1 protein-coding gene is annotated in these 594 nt (G+C 53.5%); it reads right to left on the bottom strand.

The window, feature by feature from the left end:
• Window positions 1–172 precede the first annotated feature (172 nt).
• Window positions 173–594 (bottom strand): hypothetical protein (locus tag THS27_RS26420; RefSeq protein ID WP_085595983.1); only part of this gene is annotated, 422 nt, incomplete at its 5' end.

Below are 594 nucleotides of genomic sequence, written 5' to 3' on the forward strand. Positions count from 1 at the left end.
ATATAGGCGTCATCAAGATCAAACGACGGATCAATGCGCAGTTGCTGCTTGGCCGCCGCCAGCGAAACCACCTTTTCCGCCGGTGGTGAAACAAGTTTTACATCCATGCCAACCCCGCATTAAAAAGGGTGGCCTCCCAAAAGGCAGGCCACCCATTTACATCAATCGAAAATCAGATTTCCGACGCGCCGGTGAAAACATACTGCACTGAAACCTTGGCGGTATCAGTATCCGCAGCCGAAAGATCAGGGGTATAAACAAACCGCACATAGCGTGACGCCTCGGCAAGGTTGACGCCAAGTTTCCCGGCCCCCGTTTCGGTGGTGCCTCCAGTGGCACCCAGCAATGTAAGAACAGTTTCACCATCCTTAACATCTGCCCAGGCAGCATTATCGACAGATTGCTGCCATTTGCCGGTAACGATCAGGGTTTCACCTTCATCCAGCGTTGCGGTTGTCGCAACAATCGCCGTACCGCTGCCAAACCGGATATCGTCAAAATCGGAACCCAGATCAAGAACAGCACAGGTTTGCGCGGCATTATCCGTGCCTGCACCGGCAGTCAGGTCATATTCAGCCTTGGCAAAGGCTGGCG

Source organism: Thalassospira sp. MCCC 1A01428, from assembly GCF_002115825.1.
Taxonomy (GTDB): domain Bacteria; phylum Pseudomonadota; class Alphaproteobacteria; order Rhodospirillales; family Thalassospiraceae; genus Thalassospira.